Source organism: Microseira wollei NIES-4236 (genome assembly GCF_020521235.1).
Lineage (GTDB): Bacteria > Cyanobacteriota > Cyanobacteriia > Cyanobacteriales > Aerosakkonemataceae > Microseira > Microseira wollei.
Window position 1 is genome coordinate 1 of the sequence record NZ_BLAY01000331.1, and the last position, 5,297, is coordinate 5,297.

8 protein-coding genes are annotated in these 5,297 nt (G+C 42.3%); 2 read left to right on the forward strand and 6 right to left on the reverse strand.

What is annotated here, in order from left to right; genetic code table 11:
• Window positions 1-332: Uma2 family endonuclease (locus tag MiSe_RS47450; protein ID WP_226594131.1), on the forward strand; the 332-nt coding region annotated here is incomplete at its 5' end.
• A 46-nt stretch (window positions 333-378) separates the two neighbouring features.
• Here MiSe_RS47450 and MiSe_RS47455 read toward each other — a convergent pair.
• Window positions 379-1,188, reverse strand: a complete 810-nt coding sequence (locus tag MiSe_RS47455) for an NACHT C-terminal helical domain 2-containing protein (RefSeq protein ID WP_226594133.1) — start codon at window positions 1,186-1,188, stop codon at window positions 379-381.
• A 106-nt stretch (window positions 1,189-1,294) separates the two neighbouring features.
• Window positions 1,295-2,824 carry an NACHT domain-containing protein gene (locus tag MiSe_RS47460; protein ID WP_226594135.1) on the reverse strand — a complete coding sequence of 510 codons (1,530 nt, stop codon included), beginning with the start codon at window positions 2,822-2,824 and terminating at the stop codon, window positions 1,295-1,297.
• A gap of 157 nt (window positions 2,825-2,981) precedes the next feature.
• Between MiSe_RS47460 and MiSe_RS47465 the strand changes: the two genes are divergently transcribed.
• Window positions 2,982-3,266: a hypothetical protein gene (locus tag MiSe_RS47465; protein ID WP_226594137.1), complete on the forward strand. Its 285-nt coding sequence runs from the start codon at window positions 2,982-2,984 to the stop codon at window positions 3,264-3,266.
• Between the two features lie 105 nt (window positions 3,267-3,371).
• Here MiSe_RS47465 and MiSe_RS47470 read toward each other — a convergent pair whose 3' ends face one another.
• The 4 genes from MiSe_RS47470 to MiSe_RS47485 all read right to left on the reverse strand — a co-directional run.
• Complete coding sequence (locus tag MiSe_RS47470) at window positions 3,372-3,698, reverse strand: helix-turn-helix domain-containing protein (protein ID WP_226594138.1); 327 nt, start codon at window positions 3,696-3,698, stop codon at window positions 3,372-3,374.
• Window positions 3,699-3,717: 19 nt separating this feature from the next.
• Window positions 3,718-3,876 carry a hypothetical protein gene (locus MiSe_RS47475; RefSeq protein ID WP_226594140.1) on the reverse strand — a complete coding sequence of 53 codons (159 nt, stop codon included), beginning with the start codon at window positions 3,874-3,876 and terminating at the stop codon, window positions 3,718-3,720.
• A gap of 26 nt (window positions 3,877-3,902) precedes the next feature.
• Window positions 3,903-4,925: a relaxase/mobilization nuclease domain-containing protein gene (locus MiSe_RS47480; protein ID WP_226594142.1), complete on the reverse strand. Its 1,023-nt coding sequence runs from the start codon at window positions 4,923-4,925 to the stop codon at window positions 3,903-3,905.
• A partial coding sequence (locus tag MiSe_RS47485; protein WP_226594144.1) for a plasmid mobilization protein occupies window positions 4,831-5,297 on the reverse strand: 467 nt, incomplete at its 5' end. The genes MiSe_RS47480 and MiSe_RS47485, both read right to left, overlap by 95 nt.

Genomic DNA, 5,297 nt, shown 5'->3' on the forward strand with positions numbered 1-5,297 from the left:
GCGATCGCAGTCCTGTTTCTTTTGTGGCGAAAGAACGACTTAAGGGTTTAAAGCGTCCCCCACGCGGTTTCTTTCAAGGTTCCCCCGATCTAGCTGTTGAAATTCTTTCACCTAACAATACGGTTGAGGAACTTCACGAAAAAATTGTGGAATATTTTGAGAATGACACTCGTTTAGTGTGGGTGATTCATCCTGATGAAAAATACCTGTTGGTTTACCATTCTCCCGAACCCGATCGCTTCCTTCGTCCTCAAGACAGGTTAGACGGTGAAGTGGTAGTTCCAGGGTTTTCGATGGCTGTTGCCGACTTGTTTGAAGAGTGGGATTTTTAGGAGTCACTTTCTGTTGCGATCGCTCCATATCTTGAGTAGGATTGCCCTACTTGGCTTTTTCACGTTTGCGCTTTTCTATTTCGGCTATGGGTAATAGTAGGGGATCTTCAATATCTCGTCTGATTTCATCGCTAACTGAAGTGCTACTGTTTAGACAATCCATTAATAACTTATTAGCATCATAGGAATTTTTTAATATCTCTTTTTGTTTATCATTGGGTTGCCAACTATTACCTAAATTACGATAATTATTTAAAATAATTTGGATCTGTTTTGACCAATCATCATTGTTGACTGTCCACCAATCATCTAGATAACCCCACCGTAAACTTTGCTCAGCGCCAGACGCATCTTTAGGCAGATAATATTCAAATGAAGGCAATAAATTTAAAATATCTCCATTTATATACTGATTATCTTCTAAGACAAAGCATAAATATTTATAAGTATCAAATCCCAATTTATCATCAGGTTCCCAATCTCTATTTGGTAGTTCGATTTTTTTGAAATGAGTGTTAAATTTTCCATTCTCCAGTTTATTGATAATCAAAAGGACTGCAAAATCATAAGTTGAATTGTTGGGACGCGAGAAAAAGCCATAAAGCAAATCGTACAATGATTGATATTCAAAGTTAAGACTTTGGTCAATTTTTGTAAAAAGATGGTTTACGGGGTTATTCTCTATATCTAAAATAAAAGCCATAAAAATAGCTCTCAAAGCAGCTCCTTGATAAGGAGAACCAAGTGATTTTGTTTTTTGGTGCAACCATACTAGAAACTGTTGAATTTTCTCATCTTCTTTAATCGATTCATCAATTGCTTGCTTCATCCATGGCAGATACTCATCATTATTCATTGCCGTTTTGCTCCGCAATCAAACGAAATACTTCATACCAATTATTGTCGAGGATATGACGATTCAATAATTGCTTGATTTCTGAATCAGTGACTTTGCCATTGAATTAAACAATCTTTTTGGATACAAAATATTCATGAAATGTTAGGTGTGAGAATGACCAATAGCCTGCGGATCGTTCGATCAGCAGTCCAGTCTCTGTCTCAAAGATTTCCAGAATTTTTCTAGCGGCAAAGCGGTCATATCCAAAGCAGCTTTCAATAAATTCTGCTAGAGTTCGTTCTTCTGGGAAATAGTCATTGTTCTGAAATAGCATGAATGCTAGTTCTGCTAAAAACTTCTCTTTAGCAGCAAAGTCTAATGTCTCATCAATGGGTTGTCTTTTCAATCGCTCTAATAACAGACGCATCGCATGGTCATAAAGTTGAAAGCGTTTTTCAGGTAGGTTGCCTTGCCGATCCTGAAACACTACACAAATCAAATTCAGCAATACAGGTGTAACGGCAAGTTCCGCAATGGCTTTGTTCTCTTTTTGTCGAAGTTGCTGCTGTAATTGGGGAGCAAGCGATACTTGAGAACCTGAATCCACAATTTTGAACCAGTTATCCACAAATCGATCGACCTGTTGCGGTGTAAAGTCAGCTACTTCCACATCCGTAAAACCGTCCAGATATTGCTGGCTTTGGGTTCGGCAGGTAATGACCAATCGGTTAAAGCGGTATCCAAACTCTCGCACTGCATCAAGCACATTCTCTAAATCATCTGGAGGTACTTCATCCAAACCATCTAGCAAAACCAACGATCGCTCCTGCATTAAAATCTGTTCTGCACTGGCACGATCGCATCCGTTCCATACCTCTGCTAATAACCATGTCAAATAATCCAACAACTTCCACGACTGCGTTTTGCTTCTTGCCTCTTTCGCAAAATCCCGCAACGTCACAAACAGCGGTACTAGATTGGCAAATAACTCTGTCTCTGGTTGAACGCATTCTACAGCTAACGATTTGAGCAACGTTGTCTTTCCCGCTCCCGGTTTACCCAACATCATCAATTTTGGGTAATCTTTGACGGCTGAAAGCGCCTCCACTCGTCGCTCTCTGACCCTACCCAAACCCAAGCGATCGAAGTCATGACGATTGTCTGGGTCAAACTTGTGCCGCCAGTCGGAAAAATAAGATGAACAACTCAATTGTTCCAACACATTCAGGTCAATGTAAATTTTATCCACTGGCACAGATCGATTCACGGACAACATCCTCATTGTGCCAATGGGACTATCTGAGGCAGTGATGAAAGGTAGTAGGCGCGATCGCACTTCCCGCACCAACTCATCAATCTCACTTGCCTTGTTGCTGAAACCTAAAGTTCCAGAAGGATTTGACTTCTGATATTCCTTCAGTAGGAAATCGTGCAGCTTTCGGAGTTTACCTGGTCCCTTACCACCAATGCTGAACTTTCCATACACTCCGCTCATCCGAGTGCTTAATGCGGATTCCGAGATACCAATGGTTCTTGCGACTTCTGAATCATTTTCCTTGCTACTAAAACTTGCAACGAAAGCTTCCTCTTGTTCTGGAGAAAGGTCATACTTCTGAGCTAATTCGGCAAGAAACTGACGCGGTAACAACTGCATCGATTGACATTAAAGCTTTACAGCTATTCTAGCCACTACTTTGCGATTCTTGGAGACAAGTCAGCCAAAGTCAGCCAAAGTCAGCCTAATGTTTGGATGAAATCTCTCAAATCCTCTTGAGACAGTGGATTTAAGCAATTCACAAGAGGTCTAAGCTATGTCTGGTAAGAACAAAAAGAAATGGCTCAAAGTAATCGAGTTTGCCGTAGTAGGTGTTGCCACCTGGCTCAATCCCCAAGCAGGATTTTTACTTTTTATGCTCAGGCTGTGCTTTCAAATTCTGACTGCGTTACACACAGAAGAGCCAAGTGAAATAGACAAGGAAGAACCGACAAATCGGTGTTTGCACGATCGCCAGCGATCCGATCGAAAGGCAGCGATGGCGAGGCGATCGCTTCCTCATACTCCAGTTAAATCTACCAAGCAGCAAAAGTTAAGTTAGTCTCGCGATTTGTGGATGCGATCGCTACTCAAACTATCGAGCGATCGCATTTACCAAGATGCGGATACACTCACGAACGACATTACCATCCTCTTTCATCAACCCCTATAGCAATATCACAGTTTCAGCAGATTGATTTCCCCGATTACGAGGGCGAAGATGTAAGGTAATTTCCGTATCGAGTCGCTTGAGGAAAATCAGTAGTTTTCCTTCGCCCAAGCGTTGAAACACTCCATTCATTAAATGAGATACTTCAGGCTGTGGAATGCCAAGAAGTTGAATAATTTCGCGCTGTTTCAAGTTGCGTTGTTTCAGGATACGGATTACTTGAATCCCTATTTTGCCCCGCGTAAAAAGTTCCGAAGCATCCTCCAATCCAAGGTCAGCGAATACGTTGCCAGTGCTTTGTTCAAAAATGTATTCTTGTGTCATGGTTGTTCGTCAGTATTAACTAATCAATTTCAACGCGTTGGCGATCGCAAGCCCCTTTCTCCAATTCTTTGATCTGCCCGATGATGGGAATGAATTGCTCAAAGTGCGCGACATCTTCTGCGGTGAGTTGCGAAGTCTCTACTGATTCCCATTCCCCTTCCACATATGTAGCTCTCATCAACTGTGTCCCATCACTACGGCGAACTAGCACCAATTGACGCTCTTCCCAATAAGCAGGCAGAATAAATAATGGTTACCCCTCATACCAGTGCGATTCAAACTCACCAAATAAGCAGCTACGATAGGCGCTACTATTTGGGTTCGCTGCTGCTGCACTTCAAACTCGTCGATGAATTCTGTAGATATCTCTGTGTTATCAGTCCCCCTATTTGTTAATTGCAACGCAACTATGTCTCGTTCTGGGTCAAAATGGATTCCCCGATATTTTTGCAGTCCTGGTAAAGAATAGGCTCGTCCTAACTTGTAGCCGGGAAATCTAATTCCTTCTAATTCAAAGGTTAATCCTTGAATTATCCCAGTTTCGCTAATTTTGGGGAAAACCTCAACCCCAGAGTTTCTAAGTCTTTTCACCAGTTGAGTTAAAGTAGGCTGCTTGGTGCTTTCCTCATCAATTATATGTTGTATCCGCCGATTTACAGGTTCAATTGGAGGTAGCAAACGCAAGCCTTGTTCGTATCGCACTTGTTCCTTCATCATTCGTCGCATTTGTCCAGTGCTGGGTGCAGTTCGTTCTATTTCCCAGCTACTCGCCACAGGTTCTAAGTTGTAAGCAGTTTCTAATTGTCGCAGTACTTTTTGATCGCGATAGTAGTTCCAAGAACTATTAACAACTGTACCGTCTAATTTCAGACGACAGGCAACAATATGACAGTGGTCGTGCTGCGTATCTTGGTGGCGTACCAGCACATATTGATTGTCGTCAAACCCCATCCCTCGTAGGTAGTCGTGACTGATAAATTGCCAATTTTTATCGGAAAGCCTTTGACCAATTGGCACGCTTAAAGAAGCGTGGTAAACCATTTTTTGAGTGGTTCTTTTACCTTCTTTAGCTTTAAGTCGGTGGTGCTGTTGGATAGATAATTGGAATTCTTCGACTAATTCTGCTGGCGTTTCACCTTCCATGTTGCCGCCAATCAACACGGCATCCTGTTTGGAGAGGACGTAATTGAGGCAGGGGTAGAATTGGTCGCCAATGGTTTGTTTCACAATCATAATCAGGTGCTAAGATTCTGTGCAACTTGCATCTGGAATCGCAATTTTCTTTCTGAGTTGTTTCACCTCTGTGTGGAGTGAGGTTAGGACTTGGCAATTCAAATCTTTGGGGATATTGCGTCCTTCTTGAAGTGCCTGCCTGATATCTGCTTGGAGTGTTTGAAGAGATGAGGCAATTTCCGACAGCGTTCGATATGTTTTGATGTCCAGTTGGGATCTGGCGCGAGCGAATGTGTCTCCATAGCGATGTTTCTCGCACGTAATCGCTGACTGACATTCCCGCTTGCGAGGCTTTGACTAGCAGTAAGGTGTATTCTTCATCTTCAAACCTGACAGTAATTCGTTTGTTCTTCATAATTGGGGCAT